At 39.0% G+C, this 16,049-nt stretch carries 12 protein-coding genes; 5 read left to right on the plus strand and 7 right to left on the minus strand.

Annotation, left to right across the window (positions count from 1 at the left end; translation table 11 throughout):
• Window positions 1-281: 281 nt before the first annotated feature.
• On the minus strand, window positions 282-1,553 hold the full coding sequence (gene serS / locus L2B55_RS17525; RefSeq protein ID WP_237847530.1) for a serine--tRNA ligase: 1,272 nt from the start codon (window positions 1,551-1,553) through the stop codon (window positions 282-284).
• A gap of 151 nt (window positions 1,554-1,704) precedes the next feature.
• On the opposite strand from serS, the gene rsmI reads away from it, so the two are divergent.
• Both rsmI and lnt read left to right on the plus strand, forming a co-directional pair.
• Complete coding sequence (gene rsmI, locus L2B55_RS17530) at window positions 1,705-2,439, plus strand: 16S rRNA (cytidine(1402)-2'-O)-methyltransferase (protein WP_237847532.1); 735 nt, start codon at window positions 1,705-1,707, stop codon at window positions 2,437-2,439.
• Window positions 2,440-2,471: 32 nt separating this feature from the next.
• Window positions 2,472-4,097, plus strand: coding sequence for an apolipoprotein N-acyltransferase (lnt, locus tag L2B55_RS17535; RefSeq protein ID WP_237847533.1), 1,626 nt, complete (start codon window positions 2,472-2,474; stop codon window positions 4,095-4,097).
• Between the two features lie 58 nt (window positions 4,098-4,155).
• On the opposite strand, the gene L2B55_RS17540 is transcribed toward lnt, so the two are convergent.
• Together L2B55_RS17540 and L2B55_RS17545 are read right to left on the minus strand one after the other, a co-directional pair.
• Window positions 4,156-5,061, minus strand: a complete 906-nt coding sequence (locus tag L2B55_RS17540) for an ROK family protein (protein WP_237847535.1) — start codon at window positions 5,059-5,061, stop codon at window positions 4,156-4,158.
• A gap of 120 nt (window positions 5,062-5,181) precedes the next feature.
• Complete coding sequence (locus tag L2B55_RS17545) at window positions 5,182-6,870, minus strand: NAD+ synthase (protein WP_237847537.1); 1,689 nt, start codon at window positions 6,868-6,870, stop codon at window positions 5,182-5,184.
• Between the two features lie 266 nt (window positions 6,871-7,136).
• On the opposite strand from L2B55_RS17545, the gene gldB reads away from it, so the two are divergent.
• From gldB to msrB, 3 genes are all read left to right on the plus strand, one after another.
• Window positions 7,137-8,165, plus strand: a complete 1,029-nt coding sequence (gene gldB / locus L2B55_RS17550) for a gliding motility lipoprotein GldB (RefSeq protein WP_237847539.1) — start codon at window positions 7,137-7,139, stop codon at window positions 8,163-8,165.
• 82 nt (window positions 8,166-8,247) lie between these two features.
• Window positions 8,248-9,039: a patatin-like phospholipase family protein gene (locus L2B55_RS18975; protein WP_276573978.1), complete on the plus strand. Its 792-nt coding sequence runs from the start codon at window positions 8,248-8,250 to the stop codon at window positions 9,037-9,039.
• 200 nt (window positions 9,040-9,239) lie between these two features.
• Window positions 9,240-9,635 (plus strand): peptide-methionine (R)-S-oxide reductase MsrB, encoded by a 396-nt coding sequence (gene msrB / locus L2B55_RS17560; protein ID WP_237847541.1) that lies wholly within the window; start codon window positions 9,240-9,242, stop codon window positions 9,633-9,635.
• Between the two features lie 91 nt (window positions 9,636-9,726).
• Here msrB and L2B55_RS17565 read toward each other — a convergent pair whose 3' ends face one another.
• From L2B55_RS17565 to L2B55_RS17580, 4 genes are all read right to left on the minus strand, one after another.
• The gene (locus L2B55_RS17565; RefSeq protein WP_237847543.1) at window positions 9,727-12,516 is read right to left on the minus strand and encodes a phosphoenolpyruvate carboxylase; all 2,790 of its coding nucleotides are present in this window, start codon (window positions 12,514-12,516) and stop codon (window positions 9,727-9,729) included.
• A 255-nt stretch (window positions 12,517-12,771) separates the two neighbouring features.
• The gene (locus L2B55_RS17570; protein WP_237847545.1) at window positions 12,772-14,136 is read right to left on the minus strand and encodes an aldehyde dehydrogenase family protein; all 1,365 of its coding nucleotides are present in this window, start codon (window positions 14,134-14,136) and stop codon (window positions 12,772-12,774) included.
• A gap of 25 nt (window positions 14,137-14,161) precedes the next feature.
• Entirely contained in the window at window positions 14,162-14,869 is a 708-nt protein-coding gene (locus L2B55_RS17575) for a gamma-glutamyl-gamma-aminobutyrate hydrolase family protein (RefSeq protein ID WP_237847547.1), read from the minus strand.
• Between the two features lie 30 nt (window positions 14,870-14,899).
• Window positions 14,900-16,048 (minus strand): iron-containing alcohol dehydrogenase, encoded by a 1,149-nt coding sequence (locus tag L2B55_RS17580; protein ID WP_237847549.1) that lies wholly within the window; start codon window positions 16,046-16,048, stop codon window positions 14,900-14,902.
• Window position 16,049: the final 1 nt, after the last annotated feature.

Below are 16,049 nucleotides of genomic sequence, written 5' to 3' on the forward strand. Positions count from 1 at the left end.
AATTCATTAAATCAGGAGCTCATAGTCGACAGGCTCGCGAAAGCAAAGGTAGAAAAATAAAAGAGATTTTAATTTCAACAGTCGAACTTTGTAATATTCACACTTTTATTCTATTCTAACAAAAACAAACAAAATAATAATGCCTCCAAAACCTCCATTCTAAATATAAAATTCTAACTATTGAGCCGATTTCCCCAAAAAGCACAGCAGCTTACCCTAAGTACAAAAAAAAGAGCCGCATTTTCAGCAGCTCCCCATAAATAACATTTTAACTTTTATCCTTAGTTGATATACTCAAACTTTGTATATGGCACCAAAGCAGCCGGAATTTTAATTCCGTTTTCAGTTTGGTTGTTTTCTAATAAAGAAGCAACAATGCGTGGTAGTGCCAAAGCACTTCCATTTAAGGTATGAGCCAACTGCGCTTTGCCTTCTTTCCCTTTAAAACGCAATTTTAGTCGGTTTGCCTGGAACGCTTCAAAGTTTGAAACTGAACTTACCTCTAACCAACGTTGCTGAGCTGTTGAGTAAACCTCCATATCGTAAGTTAATGCAGCGGCGAAACTCATATCTCCGCCACATAAACGCAATACACGATATGGCAATTCAAGTTTTTGCAACAAACTTTGTACATAAGTGCTCATATCCTCTAAGATCTCATATGATTTATCAGGATGTGCAATCTGCACAATCTCTACCTTATCAAACTGATGCAAACGGTTTAAGCCCCGCACATGCGCACCATATGAACCTGCCTCGCGACGGAAACACGGAGTATAGGCTGTATTTTTAATTGGCAGCTGTTCCTCTTTTACAATCTCATCACGGTAAAGGTTCGTTACAGGAACTTCAGCAGTGGGAATCAGGTATAAATTATCTTCACCGATAAAATACATTTGCCCTTCTTTATCTGGTAACTGACCAGTTCCAAAACCTGAAGCTTCATTAATAACAGTTGGCGGCTGCACCTCAAAATACCCCGCTTTTTCCGCTTCATCTAAAAAGAAATTGATTAAAGCACGTTGTAGTTTAGCCCCTTTACCTTTGTAAACCGGGAAACCTGCACCAGTAATTTTATTACCTAATTCAAAATCTATAATATCGTATTTGGCAGCCAATTCCCAATGAGGAAGTGCCCCTTCAGGTAATGTAGGAATATTGCCGTGCGTTAATACCACTTCATTTTCTTCAGGAGTATTACCATCCGGAACTGAATTATGTGGCAAGTTAGGCACCTGAACCAATTTATTATGCAGTTGTTGCTCAATTTCAGTCAGTTCTTCACCTAAAACTTTAATATCTTCTTTTAATAATGAAGTGGTTTCTTTTATCTTTTCAATTTCTTCTTTACGACCGGACTTAACCAATTCTCCGATGCTTTTTGCCATTGTATTGGATTGTGAAAGCACATTATCCAGCTGCGCTTGTGTTGCGCGACGCTTTTGGTCCAATTCTAAAATTTCATCTACCAGTTCGAGCTGTTTAAAGTTTTTTTTGCTCAAACGGGCTAAAACATCCTCTTTATTCTCTCTGATGTAGTTAATTTGCAGCATCGTTTCTCAAATTTGTGCGTAAAGATAGAAATTTTTGATTACGAGTTGTGGATTACGGATTTGAAGATTGCACATAATAAGTGTTTAAACCCTTATTAAGAGTGTTCATTTAAATCTCATAAGCCACAACCCAAACCCACAATTACTAATTATGACTGGAAAGCTGTACCTGGTTCCAACCCCTGTTGGAAATCTGGAAGATATTACCTTGAGAGCGCTTCGTATTTTAAAAGAAGCAGATCTTGTTTTAGCTGAAGACACACGCAATGGCGGACAATTATTAAAACATTTCGGTATTGATAAAAAGATGTTTTCTCATCATCAGCATAATGAACACAAGGCTGTTGCTGAGGTAATTAAATTTTTAAAGGCCGGGCAAAACATTGCCTTGATTAGTGATGCGGGTACCCCCGGAATTTCTGATCCGGGTTTTTTATTGGTACGCGAATGTATTAAAGAAGAGATCCCATTAGAAACCCTGCCAGGCCCCACAGCATTTGTTCCGGCACTGGTTAACTCAGGCTTACCTTGCGACCGCTTTTGTTTTGAAGGGTTTCTGCCGGTAAAAAAAGGAAGACAAACCCGTTTAAAAGAGCTGGTTAATGAAGACCGGACCATGATCTTCTATGAATCACCACACAGGCTACTCAAAACTATTGAAGAGTTTATTCAGTTTTTTGGCAAAGACAGACAGGCCTGTGCCTCTCGTGAAATCAGCAAAGTGTTTGAAGAAAATGTACGAGGTTCATTAAAAGAAATAAAATCACATTTTGAAAACAATGTATTAAAAGGTGAATTTGTAGTTTGCGTAGCTGGAAATGAAGGCAAGGATAAAAAACAAAAAAATAAAAGCAAATACGATAGCTCTGATAACGACGAAGAGTAAGTTAAACATAAAGTAAATCCTAAATAAATTAAATGTCTAAACTAAAGAACTTGCTTCTAGCCGCATTAACAGGCATATTATTGTGGTTAGCTTGGCCTCCTCTCCCCTATGCCCCTTTATTATTTTTTGCATTTGTTCCTTTATTAATTCTTGCTGATCAACTTAAGCATGCTCATAAGGCAGGCCGAAAGATATTTGCCAATAGCTATATCGGCTTTTTCATCTGGAATACACTTTGTCTTTATTGGATTTATAATGCCGGACAAGAATTAGGTGTTGCCGGAGCACTTGGTATTGTTAGTGTTCCTCTTTTATTGGGCTCGCTCTTAATGAGCTTACCGTTTTTACTTTACCATCGAATAAGAAGGAACTTTGGAGAAAACATTGGCCTTGCAGCGCTGGTTTGCGCCTGGCTGGGCTATGAATATCTTCACCAGGAATGGCAACTGGCTTTTCCCTGGATGACATTAGGAAATGGCCTGGCCGAATATCACCAATTAGTACAATGGTATGAATATACAGGTGTATTTGGCGGTTCGTTATGGATATTGCTTAGCAATATTTTTATCTACAAAATTTACAAAATCATTGTTAAAGAGTCTGATTCAAAGCTAATCGTAAGAATTGGACAGTTAACGCTACTATTAATTATTCCCATTGCAATTTCATTAAAAATCTATTTCGGATATAAAGAAGCCGGCAATCCGGCCAATATAGTAATCGTGCAACCCAATGTTGATCCTTTTTCCGAGAAATTTGACAGCATGCCTGCTGAAATGCAAATGGAACGTTTGATTCATCTTTCTGACTCCCTTGGGCAACCGAATACTGAGTTTTTTATCTGGCCTGAAACAGCCATAATTCCATTAGTTAGAGAGGATGATCTCTCCTATGATCCAAGCATTGAGTTAATACAGAAATTCCTGTCAAAATACAAAAACGGAAATGTTCTCACGGGTGCTGTTACGGTAAAATGGTACAACGATAAGAAAACGCAAACGGCCCGATACAATAAAGAAAGTAGCAGGTATTATGATGTTTACAATGCCGGCTTATTGATTGAAAACACCTCAAAAGTACAGGTTTACCATAAAAGCAAGCTGGTTCCAGGTGTTGAATCTTATCCCTACTCCAACGTGTTAGGCTTTCTGGGAAACATAGTGATTGATCTTGGGGGAACTTCCGGCGGATATGGCAAAGACAATCCCAACCCGGTTGTTTATACTCAAAGCGGCATTGGTGTGGCTCCGGCGATTTGTTACGAATCTATCTTTGGGTCATTCATGGCTGATCATATTCAAAAAGATGCACAATTGTTAGCTATTATTACTAACGACGGCTGGTGGAAAAACACATCCGGATATAAGCAACATTTGCAATATGCCAAACTGCGTGCTATTGAAACCCGCAGGAGTATAGCTCGGTCGGCCAATACCGGCATTTCTGCATTTATTAATCAAAGAGGTGATATTATTCAGCAAACCGAATGGTGGAAACAAGCTGCCATTAAAGCTGACCTGAATCTGAACACCGAAATCACCTTTTACAGCAAGCGTGGAGACATTATTGCCATGCTCGCCTGCATTGGTGCAGGAGGATTTATTGCACTGTCTTTCTTGTGGCGATTTATCAGTAAAGGACCAAAGTTTAAGAGTTAATAAAAAAGGTCGGAAGATACTTCCGACCCTTTTTATTAACCTATACTACTTATGAAATTTAATCAAAACAAAGTGATGCTGCTCCCAACAACCCAGCATCATTACCCAAAGATGCTAAACGCAAATCAAGGTCTTTGAGGTAATAAGGAGTTAAAAAATATTCCAGTTGCTTTTTTATACCAGGCTCAATAAATTCATAAGCTGCAGATAAGCCTCCGCCGATAATTATAGTTTTAATATCCATAATTCGGATAAATGCAACCAATCCCTCACCTAAAACTTCACCCACTTCAAAGAACACCTGACGGGCAAACTCATCACCCTCGTTTGCAGCAATAACTGTTTTAGTAGCTGAGGCCGGCTCTTCTCTTGACACCTTAGTATGTCCTGAATATTCTCTCAAACGGGTTTCAATCAAATTCAAGATCCCTTTTTTACCGATATTCTCTTCAAGGGTCTTATTATTGCGTGATGGGATATGCCCTAATTCCAAACCATTTCCATCTCCACCAGTAAAAACTTTTCGATCGATTACCGCAGCACTTCCAATACCGGTACCTAAAGTAATGAAGCCATAGGTGTCAGGCGCCTTTTTTTTAGCAAAATGTAATTCACCTAAAGCAGCAGCATTGGCATCATTTTCAAGAAAAATATCCATATCAGGAAACCTATCTTCAAATGCCTTTAACAGCTTTACCCCATTAAGCTCAGGAATGGCTGTAATTTCAATCATAGCTGAGCGATCTTTAGTTATTGTACCCGGAAGACCAATACCGATTCTTTTTACGTCTTTATGGTTGATAAGTCTATAAACCATTCGATCAAGCAGGTTTTCAACAAATTGACCGTTCTTTCTTAATTCGGCAGTCTCATAACTTTTAAAATCCTGAATCTCTCCTATATTATCAACGATTCCGGTTTTAACATGATTCCCACCCACATCTATTCCTAGGTATCTTTCCATGTTTTAATTTTTGTGAGGTAAATTTAATTATTCTTATGCTTTTTAAAAGCACTTCTTGTAAAGATTACACCTACCAATCATATCGGGTAACCAATTATAAGAAAGCACATTAAAATACAATTAAGAAAGATACTTACCTACTATTGGCATTCTTCTTCCAATACCGAATGCTTTTGGCGACACTCTCAATATAGGTGGTGTTTGATGGCGTTTATATTCGTTAGTATTCACCAGCTTTAAAATTCGTTTTACCAAGACTTCGTCAACACCCTGAGCAATAATTTCTCGCGAACTTTTCCTTAACTCAACGTATTGATAAAGTACTTTATCTAAAGCTTCATATTCAGGCAATGAGTCACTGTCCTTTTGGTCTGGACGAAGCTCTGCTGATGGCTCTTTAGTAATGATGTTTTCAGGAATGATGATTCCGTTTCTGTTAATGTAACGAGCTAAGGCAAACACCTGTGTTTTGTACACATCTCCAATGACTGAAAGTCCGCCGCACATGTCGCCGTAAAGGGTTCCATAACCCACTGCATTTTCACTTTTATTTGATGTGTTAAGCAAAATATAGCCAAACTTATTGGATATTGCCATTAACAGCACCCCACGGATACGCGCCTGCATATTCTCTTCGGTAAGATTAAACGGCAAATCTTTAAACTGAGGTTTAAGAGCAGTTTGAAATGAATCAAAGATATCTTTAATGGCAATCGTCTCATGCTTACAGCCAATGAGATTTATCATATCCATTGAGTCATCAACTGAATGATTTGTTGAATACTGCGAAGGCATTAAGACCGGCAACACATTATCCTTACCCAATGCCTCAGCAGCCAAAGCCAGCACTACTGCAGAGTCAATTCCGCCAGACATTCCTAAGGTAGCTTTGCTGAAACCAGACTTTTGGAAATAATCGCGAATGCCTAACACTAAGGCATTGTATATACGCTCAATGGTTTCAAGACCCGAAACATCAAGTGGTTTATCATTATCTTCATTTTGCCAGGCGCCCCCAATTGAAACTTCTTTGGCTTCAAATGCGCATAATCCGCTGTTAAATTCTACTATTGAAAAATCTTCTTCGAAATATTTTAACTCATCAATTAAATGTCCATTTGCATTCATTACCATCGAACCTCCGTCAAAAACCAACTCGGTTTGAGCACCAATATGATTTACGTAGATCAAGGGTAAATTATATTTCTCACAATTATTGCTCAACACCTCTAAACGATCTTCACGATGACGATAGTCGAAAGGTGATGCCGCAATATTAATCATCAAATCTGGACGGAGGTGAATCAACTCGTCCATAGGAGCTTTTACATACAGCGGGTCTTCATCAACATTCCAAAGATCTTCACAAATGGTCAGAGCGATTTTCTTACCCATAAGTTCAACCAACTCAAACTGCGTATTGGGCTCAAAATAGCGGTATTCGTCAAACACATCATAAGTAGGCAAAAGTGTTTTATGCACTTTAGCCTTTACTCGTCCTTTTTCTAAAAAGTACGCAGAGTTAAACAGGTTCTTGCCCTCAATCTTAGGATTTACAGAAGGACAACCCACAATGGCGGCAATTCCTTTACACTCAGCGGCAATAGCAACAACAGCTTTATCACATAGTTCAATGAACTCGGTAAATTCTAAAAAGTCACGCGCAGGATAACCACAAACTGCCAGTTCTGCAAACACCACTAAATCAACCTTTTTTGCTTTGGCAGCATGTATAGTTTCAATAATCTTTTTTGTGTTTAATTCGAAATTACCTATGTGATAGTTTAATTGAGCTAGGGCTATTTTCATAAAAGTTAACCTGTGTTTTCAAGTAAAAAAAAGAACTGAACAATTATTCTGTTATTGAGCAGCCTCTTTTTTGATTGACAAAGATAAATGAAAAAGGTTTCAAGCAGCCTTTAATTTGCATAGCTTTCAGAGTTTATCCATCCGGGTAGTTTTTAAAATAAAAGTTTACGTTATTAAAAGATCTTTACTCTTTGCTTTTCTTACTTTTATCTAATTTCTGACTTTAATAAGATACCTTTGTCTACATCAATTAAAACCAGATTTTTATGCCGAAAATAAAAGTTACATTTACTTATCTAATAACTTGTTTGCCTTTACTGGGGTTGTTTGGTTGTTATAATAACAAAAAGCACCCGGATGTATCCAACATCAACCTTACTATAAAAATAAACCGGTTTGAGAACGACCTTTTTAATTTAGACACTACTAATATTGCCCAATCTGCTGCTCAGCTCCGTAAAAAATACCCTGATTTTTACTCAGTCTATTTCCGTAACATTTTACGCAGCAATGATCCTAATGATCCCAACAACTTGCAGCTGATACAAATGATTAGAAACAATCATGATTTTAAACTGCTCAAACATGATGTTGATTCGGTATATCCGCAATTACAAAACGTTGAAGAACAGTTTACTGATGCTTTCAAGTACTATAAATATTATTTCCCTAAAGGCAATGTGCCACAACTTGTTAGTTATATTGCTGATTTTCAACTGGGAGCCAGTACAGTAAATAATACATTGGCCGTTGAATTGGATATGTTTATGGGCAAAGGCTATCGTTTTTACCAGTCGAAAAATGTCAACCTTCCTAATTTTATTCAACGCAAATTAAATAAAGACCACATTGTACCTACAGCAATGAAAGCTTTTGCTCAGCAATTGTACCCTTTGGATGAAACCGACAAAACCCTGCTTCATCAGATGATTTATCAGGGCAAAATTTTATACTTTTTGGATAATATTTTGCCAGATATGCCGGATTCTGCAAAAATCGGTTTTTCACAAAAACAAATTGACTGGTGTAACACTTATAAAGCTGATGTGTGGACTGATTTAATGGCGCAAAATATTTTGTATTCGACCGACGAGCTGAAATATGCAAAATACTTGAACGATGCCCCATTTACCTCGGGCCTAGAAAATGACTCTGCACCAATGTTAGGAGTTTGGACAGGATGGCAAATTGTTCGTCAATATATGAATGAACATCCTGAGATAACACTGGCACAATTAATGAGCGAATCAGATAGTCAGAAGATATTAAAGGATTCGAAGTATAAACCTAAATAAAGTAATAAGTACTGAGTAAGGTTAAGACGAAAACTGACAATGTAATCATTACCTACTCATAAAACCTTCAACTTAAAACTTTATGAAGATTGGATTTGTTATGTCGGGCGGTGGTATCCGCGGAATTGCGCACCTTGGTGTTGCAAAGGCCTTGTATGAAGCTGGTTTAACCTTTACGAAGATCTCCGGCACAAGTGCAGGGGCCATTGTGGGCTCCTTTTTGGCTAATGGTTACCAACCTGATTATATCTTAAACATGTTTAAGGTCACCAACCTGTTTAAATACATCAAACCTACCATTAAGGGCTTTGGATTGCTTTCATTACAAAACACTGAGGTTTTATACCATCAGTTTTTACCTAAAACCTTTGAAGAACTGAAAATACCATTAGTTGTGGCTACAACAGACTTGGGCAATGCCCGAGTTACCTATTTTTCTTCTGGTGAATTAATTAAACCTATACAGGCTTCAAGTTGCATTCCTGCCGTTTTTAAACCGATTGAAATTGACGGCAAATTATATGTAGATGGTGGTTTACTTGATAATTTTCCGGTAGAAGTTATCATGGACGATTGTGATTTCATTATTGGTTCATGCTGTAACCATCTGGAAAAGATTGACCACGTTAATGGAATCAAATCGGTAATTGAACGTTCAGTGGTTATCAGTCTCAACTCACGCACCGAAAGCAAAAAGCGTTTTTGCAACGTAATTATTGAGCCCAAGGGCTTAGGCGCAACCAGCCTGTTCCATGTAAAGCGCACAGATGAAATCTTCGAATTGGGCTATAAAGCAGCCAAGGAAGAATTAAAAAACAACCAGGACCTGAAAGATGCCATCAAGAGCTTTAAAGAACTACAGTTAGAAAAATAAGTAAACTCAACTGTAACATTTTTCAAGCAGTTTAACTAAAACAAAACCGTAATGCTTTCCGTTTCGTAACTAAAACTGAACAAAAATTCAGTAAGATGAAAACGTTAAAAATAACATTGTTAATTACACTGATACTGATAACAAGCGGGCTCACCGCTTGCGCTCAACAAAAAAACACAGATCCCAAAACTGAAAAGAAGATGAGTTATAAAGTTCACAAAACGGATGAGGAGTGGAAAAAAGAACTAACTCCTGAGCAATATTCGGTATTACGCCAAAAGGGTACAGAAAGACCTTTTACCGGAAAATATGATAAGTTCTTCGAAAAAGGATCGTACCACTGTGCCGCATGTAATGCCAAACTGTTTGAATCGGGCACCAAATTCGATTCTCACTGTGGATGGCCAAGCTTTGATAATGCCATAGCCGGAACAGTTGAGTATCATAAAGACTTAAGTTATGGAATGGTACGCACCGAGGTTACCTGTGCAAATTGCGGTGGTCATTTGGGCCATGTATTTGAAGATGGACCAACCTCCACAGGAGATCGCTATTGCATTAACTCTGTTTCGTTGAAATTTGTGCCGGAGAAGTAACATTAATCACTTAAGTACACACTATTCATAAAAACAAAACCGCTGTAAAAAAAAGTACAGCGGTTTTGTTTTTATCTCTACAGAAGCTTACTTATCCCGTTGTTCCCAATGCACTTGCAATAGCATTAATTGAAGTCAACAAAGTAATCAGCACATTTTCTGTTTCCACCACAGAGCTTCCTTTTTGCTTCATCTCTCTCCACTCCTTCAACAGATTAATCTGACTTAGATGCAATGGCTTTAATGCTACAGCCCGCAGTTGTGTTGAATAGTAACGGTTTTTACGACGCTCTTCAAAAGAACGGTCTTGTAGTTTAGCAAGCATCTCACGTGTTCTGGATAACTCATCCAGCAACAAGGCTAATATCTCTTCTTTTGCTTCAATAATTGTCATTAAATCAGCATAAGCTGAAATGATTTCTTCATCGGTGGAGTCTAATGATGACTCAACATTAGTAAACACATAACGAACCAAAGGATCTGAATTTAACGCATCTTTTAATTGTTTAAACTGTTCAGGTTGTTCGTTAAATAATCGTTCCAATGTATAACCTACGCCATACCAGCTCGTCATATTACAGCGGGTTTGGTTCCAACTGAACACCCAGGGAATAGCACGCAAATCTGCCAGGGTACGTTCTCCTGTTCTTCTCGCCGGACGCGAACCAATACGGCTTGACTCAATTGCATCAATTGGGGTGGCCTGGCTAAAGAAATGAATAAAATTAGGCCGATGGATTAAATCGCCATAAAATGAACAGCTTTCTTTTGCCATCCACTCAAATATTGCGGCCAAAGGATGAGGTTGACGCTCCGTATGCTGGTGCAATAAGGTAGAGGCTGTTGTACCTGCCAATAACAATTCAAGGTTATAGCTGGCGTTCATTTTATTGGCATATTTCTGCTCAATAGTTTCCCCCTGTTCTGTCTCTCGTAAATCGCCTTGCAGTGCAGAATGCGGCAACGCCTGGATAAACCAATTTGCCGGACCGGCTCCACGACTTACCGAACCTCCTCGACCATGGAAGAAACGGACACAAACACCATGCTTACGACCAATTTCAGCCAATTCATACTGCGCTTTATACAACGACCATTGCGAAGCCAAAATACCACCGTCTTTATTACTATCGCTATAACCTACCATTATCATTTGTACTGGTTCTTGTCCGCCAGCTTGTCTGCTTTGATACGCCAAGCTTCGCTGGGTAACAGGATGGCCGAGGAAGGTATCCATAATAGCCAAGCTATTATTTAAATCGTCAATGGTTTCAAACAACGGAACAACCGGCAGATGACAAACCAAGCCTTCCTCGGTAAATTCAGAAAGACCTGCTTCTCGTTGCAACAGGTAAACAGCCAGCAAGTCTGAAACGCTTCGGGTCATGCTAACAATGAGTGAACCAATTGCATCAGCTCCATATTTTTCAACATGCTTGGCCAGTTCGTCATAAGTTTTCAGTACAGCACTAGCGTTTTCCTGCAATTTTATAGAAGGGTGAACGAACGGGCGGTTATACTGCAATTCGCAGTTAAGGAACATTTGTTTACGTTCTTCTGTCCACTCCGCATAATTGTCGCCTTGCAAAGCGCTCGCTTGCAATAATTGGTTAATGGCTTTGTCATGATAAGCTGAATTCTGACGCACATCTAACTTGGCCAAATGAAATCCGAAAGTATCGACTACCCGAATAGCATTGTTAAGATAACCCAATGCAGCGCGCTTGGCTCCATATTTTATCATCGACTGACGCAGGAGTACCAAGTCGTTCAATAATTCATTTGCATATTTATATCCTACCTCAACCTCTTTAATTTCAATAAGGTGATTTCGTTTAACCTTAACAGGCAACATGGCCAAACAAAGGTTAATAAACTGACGGAATGCTTCTCCTGAATTTCGGAAAAATGCATCATCGCCTTCTTTTCCTAAAATGGCCCTCATTTCAAGCATACGCTGTTGTAAAGCAGCATCTGCATCTTCAAAGGGATGAGTAAAGCTTAACTTTCTTACCAACTCCAGCAATGATCGTCTGATAACCACAAATGCATTTAAACGGAGGGTTTTAAGAGCCTCTGCAGTTACCTGATCAGTTACCAAAGGATGCCCGTCCCGGTCGCCGCCAACCCAGTTACCAAAAGAAATCTTAGGTCGATTTCTGATATCCTGTATTAATTCAATGTCAAAACCTGCATCAACCCAAGCCTGTTCTAACCTGCTATCTAGAATTGGTAAAACTTCAGGAAACACATTAGTTAGGTAGTGTAACACATTTCTCAACTCCGATTCAACATTAGGCTTTTCCAGGTAGATTTCACCGGTACGCCATAGTGTATCTAGTATCAGCTTAATTTCATTCCGAATTTGCTCTTGTTCCAGTCCGGTAAACATTGTATTCTGGCGTTGCACCAACAATAAATAGAGTTGGCGATGATGCTCCAATACTGTAATACGTTTCGCTTCAGTTGGATGCGCAGTTAAAACCGGCTCAACTTTTATTGCATTAAGTTTTCCAGCAATTGCGCTTGAATCAAGCCCTTTTTCTTTTAATGCATTAAGTTTTTGTGCCCATAAGCCATTAGCACTTTTCAACTGTTCATTCTCCTTTTTACGGCGATGCTGAACAGCCCCATTAACTTCTATGAGATTGAGAACATGGAAAACCATGGAATACAACTGAATATGCTTAATTGAAAGCTCTTCACTCTTGGGAATTTCATCATGTATCCAAGGAATAAAACGGGCAAGTTCCTTTTCGCCGCTTTCTTCCAAGACCTCTTTAAAACAGGTCAAAATAAATTCCAAATCATGAAAAGAATTGCCCATCCGCTCTTTCGCCAAATGCAAATCATTCAGTAATGTTTCACTCAGGTGTTCCATTGCGTTTAAATTGAATATAACCGCAAATTAACAATTATTGTTATTCTATCAATATTTAATTTAATTTATTAACAATTTAATATACTTTCAATCAAAAGCATGCAAGCATCAAAAAACACCCCCCCCCATTCACTTAAAAGAAAAAAGCCCGGTCCAAATTAGACTACCTCCAAAAGTTTAGACACTTGGGGCTGCTTAATTTTAAACCGTGGCTTTATTTAAACTTATTGGAAAACATTGCCAATAAGAAAACCATTAATTCCTTAAATGCCAAGCTTTGAGTTTTGTAAATACTCGAAAGCCCTGATGCGAAAGTGTGGCTCCAATACCCGAATGTTTGCGACCACTCCATGGCAGTGCCGCACTCACACGATCGCAGCAATTCCAATAGCCGGTTCCAGCATTTATTTGCTCCAATATTTTCTTTGCTCGTCCTTCATCACTGGAATAAACGGCTGCCGTAAGCCCATATTGGGTATCCTGCATAAGCGTTAAAGCTTCCGCATCGTCTTTCACTTTCATGATGCCGATAACAGGGCCAAAACTTTCTTCCTGCATTATTTTCATAGTATTAGTCACTCCAATTAAAACCGTTGGTTCAAAATAATATCCCTTTCCTTCACAACGTTTACCCCCTGTTAATACTGTAGCACCTTTGGCGAGTGCATCGTCAATCTGATGCTCCAAAATGGCTATTTGATCCTTGCGGGTTAATGGCCCGATATACACACCTTGCCCAGTAGGCTCTCCCACCTTCCACGATTGAACTTCTTTTAAAAATGCCTCTACATATTGATCATAAATTTTTTCATGTACGTAGATACGCTCCACAGCACAACAGCTCTGACCGTTATTATAGAATGCCCCATCAGCTGTTGCCTCCGCCACAGCAATAATATCCTGTACATCATCTGCTACATAAAGTGGATCTTTTCCTCCTAATTCCAATTGACAAGGCACCATTTTAGAGGCTACACATTCATAAATATGTTTTCCGGTTTTATAAGATCCGGTAAAAAAGTAGCCGTCAAACTCCATATCCAGCAATAGCTCTCCTGTATCTTTTCCGCCAATGGCCACCTGAAAAACATCTTCGGGAACCCCTGCTTTTTTTAATAATTTCTCTATTTGTAACCCAGTTAGAGAGGCATACTCAGAAGGCTTATACATAACTACATTGCCCGCCAATAACGCTGGAACAAAAACATTAACTCCTACCAGATAAGGGTAATTCCAAGCTGATATATTACAAACAACACCCAAAGGCTCGTACGATATTTTTTCTATTAGACCTTCTTCAAAGGTCATAAGTTCATCTGTTAAATACTTTTCAGCATTCTTGAGCATCCAATCAATTCGACGTCTTGCTCCTTTTAGCTCATTTCGGGATTGTTGCATAGGTTTTCCCACTTCAGCAGTAAGGATGCCTGCTAAGTGTTCGCTATCATTTTCCAGCAAATTGCAAAAATTACGCAGTAGCTCAATCCGAACTTCCAAAGGCTTCTGGGCCCAACTAGGTTGTGCTGCTTGTAAGAGCTGAAATTTTATCGATAGGGAATCCTGGCCGTCTTCTTTTAGTGTAGTTATGATTTCTTCGGAGGCTGGGTTAATGACATTCATTGGAGTTATTTTGGGAATTTGTTCTTTAATATTTTCTCTTCCATGTTCTTACAGCCTCCATAAACGCGTTCAGTATATTCCTTACAAACGGACTTTGCTGATCTTGCATCCTTTCAGGGTGCCATTGAACCAAACACAAAAATGAACTGTTTTCGGGACTGCTTCGCTCCAATGCTTCAGCTATACCGTCAAGCGAGTGAGCACTCACCACCAATCCATAACCTATTTTATCTACGCACTGATGGTGATTACTGTTGATGAGTCCTTCGTCTGCCTGTAATATTCTTCTCAACCAGGAATGTGAATCAATATTCACCGGATGATACTTATCATTTCCATTGGCCAATTTTGCATGACTAGGCTTACCCCAGGAGGGAATATCAGGAATAAGTGTCCCTCCGAAAAAAACATTGCCTATTTGCATCCCCCGACAAATCCCCAGCACAGGTAATGCATTTTGCTGAGAATATTCTAATAATTTCAATTCAAACTCATCACGCGCCTCGTTCATGTCATCGGCATAGCAATACTCAAGATTTTCGGGCTTATTATAAAACCGAGGGTTCACGTCCTCTCCTCCTGTAAGCAGCAGTCCATCACATTTTTTAATAGCATCAAAATCTCCGACACCAAGTTTCAACACTTCAACTGTATCGGCGTAGGATATAACCCAGTTGCTATAATTACTATACTTACTGCAATCAGTAATACCTATGGTTAGTTTATCTTTCAAATCATGGAATTTAAATGAAGAGATTAACGTTTATAATGCTTTTAAATATAAAGACTTAAAATCTTCCCTTGTAACTGGTTTAGGATTATTAGGATGGGCAAAGTCAGCAGCAGCCAGATCTGACAGGGTTTCAATATGAACATCCTTTACTCCAATTTCCCGAAGCTTATGAGGGATATTGATCTTCGAGTTTAAATCAAACAAATAGCTCACTACTGCCTCGCCGGTTTCTTCTTTTAACTCCAGAGCTCGTGCAATTCTCCTGAATTTATCTTCAAACCCTTTAATATTAAACTCCATGCCGTAGGGAATGTTTACCGCATTGGCTAAACCATGATGAGTATCTAACAAGGACGAAAGTGGATGCGCCAGAGAGTGTACCACTCCTAACCCTTTTTGAAAGGCTATGGCTCCCATCATAGAGGCCATCATCATTTTACTTCGTGATTCCAAATCAGGCTTATTAGTTGCCTTTTCGAGCGATTCCTTGATCAGGTAAATACCTTCCAAGGCTATACCTTCACAAATCGGATGTGGATTTTTAGCAAGAAAAGCTTCCATATTATGCGTAAGAGCATCCATACCGGTAGCAGCCGTAACAAAGGCCGGCAATTCCAAGGTTAAGATTGGGTCTGCAAACACAACTTTAGCCATTAGTTTAGGAGAAAACAGAATCCTTTTTTGATGCGTTTCATCATCGGCAATAATGGCACTTCTGCCTACCTCACTACCGGTACCTGCAGTAGTGGGAATTGCGATAAAATGGGGCACTTCATTGGTTACATAGATATCACCGCCAATTAAATCATCGTATTTGAACAGGTCTTCACGATGATTAATGCGCAAGACAATTGCTCTGGCAATATCTAATGAAGCCCCACCTCCTATTCCTACAATAGAATCTCTCTCCGTATGATCCCAAACATCAGTTCCTTTATAAACATCAGACTTTACAGGGTTTTTATGTGTATCACAAAATACTTCCACTGCAATGGAGTTTCGTCTTAAATCTTCTAAGATCTCTTTAAAGAAAGGCAATTGAGCCACTATCGCATCTGTAACAATCAAGGGTTTCTTCAAACCATGATATTGAAGATAGGCAGGAAGCTCCTTTACAGCGCCTGCACCAAAACGAATGATTGTTGGGAAATTATATTGATATACTTTGTCAAATATCATA

It is taken from the genome of Solitalea lacus (genome assembly GCF_022014595.1).
Taxonomy (GTDB): Bacteria; Bacteroidota; Bacteroidia; order Sphingobacteriales; family Sphingobacteriaceae; genus Solitalea; species Solitalea lacus.

Bases quoted from the DNA above. Each gene is read 5' to 3' on its own strand.
- rsmI (WP_237847532.1), top strand. From the start codon at position 1,705: ATGACTGGAAAGCTGTACCTGGTTCCAACCCCTGTTGGAAATCTGGAA.
- L2B55_RS17570 (WP_237847545.1), bottom strand. From the start codon at position 14,136: ATGAATGTCATTAACCCAGCCTCCGAAGAAATCATAACTACACTAAAA.
- L2B55_RS17545 (WP_237847537.1), bottom strand. From the start codon at position 6,870: ATGAAAATAGCCCTAGCTCAATTAAACTATCACATAGGTAATTTCGAA.
- gldB (WP_237847539.1), top strand. From the start codon at position 7,137: ATGCCGAAAATAAAAGTTACATTTACTTATCTAATAACTTGTTTGCCT.
- L2B55_RS17580 (WP_237847549.1), bottom strand. From the start codon at position 16,048: ATGATATTTGACAAAGTATATCAATATAATTTCCCAACAATCATTCGT.
- L2B55_RS18975 (WP_276573978.1), top strand. From the start codon at position 8,248: ATGAAGATTGGATTTGTTATGTCGGGCGGTGGTATCCGCGGAATTGCG.
- serS (WP_237847530.1), bottom strand. From the start codon at position 1,553: ATGCTGCAAATTAACTACATCAGAGAGAATAAAGAGGATGTTTTAGCC.
- L2B55_RS17565 (WP_237847543.1), bottom strand. From the start codon at position 12,516: ATGGAACACCTGAGTGAAACATTACTGAATGATTTGCATTTGGCGAAA.
- L2B55_RS17540 (WP_237847535.1), bottom strand. From the start codon at position 5,061: ATGGAAAGATACCTAGGAATAGATGTGGGTGGGAATCATGTTAAAACC.
- msrB (WP_237847541.1), top strand. From the start codon at position 9,240: ATGAGTTATAAAGTTCACAAAACGGATGAGGAGTGGAAAAAAGAACTA.
- lnt (WP_237847533.1), top strand. From the start codon at position 2,472: ATGTCTAAACTAAAGAACTTGCTTCTAGCCGCATTAACAGGCATATTA.